Genomic DNA, 483 nt, shown 5'->3' on the forward strand with positions numbered 1-483 from the left:
TTTTCCCGCACGGCGTGTCATCATATATTTCGCCACCTGCTGCGAGACCAGGAAAACGCCTTTCTGGTTAACTTCAATAACCCGATCCCACTCCTCTTCAGGGAATTCAGTGAAAGGGTAACGGCGCTGGATCCCGGCGTTATTAATTAAAATATCAATTGCACCGAATTCCTCTTCGATACGGGCAATCGCCTGCTCAACCTCCGCCGCCTGAGTCACGTCAAACGCATAACCTACTGCGCGGTGGCCCTGAGCCACCAACGCCTGCGCCGCCTGGTCTGCCCGCTCCTGAGTACGGTCGTTAATGATTATCTCTGCGCCATACTCTGCAAGGCCACCGGCCAGCAGATTGCCAATCCCCTGAGCAGAACCGGTGATGAGCGCACGTTTCCCTGATAAATCGAATAAATTTCTCATAAAACCTCTTTTTTCCATAACTGTTACGCGTAACTGTATACGCGTAACAGTTACAAATAGAAGGGG

The 483-nt window shown here is 51.1% G+C and carries 1 protein-coding gene; it reads right to left on the reverse strand.

Annotated features, from left to right (window positions below; all coding sequences use genetic code 11):
• Positions 1 to 417, reverse strand: a 417-nt coding sequence (locus tag CWM53_RS28125) for an SDR family NAD(P)-dependent oxidoreductase (protein WP_133124389.1), incomplete at its 3' end; no start/stop codon positions are given.
• Positions 418 to 483: the final 66 nt, after the last annotated feature.

Source organism: Klebsiella sp. A-Nf5, from assembly GCF_002810545.1.
Classification (GTDB): domain Bacteria; phylum Pseudomonadota; class Gammaproteobacteria; order Enterobacterales; family Enterobacteriaceae; genus Klebsiella; species Klebsiella variicola.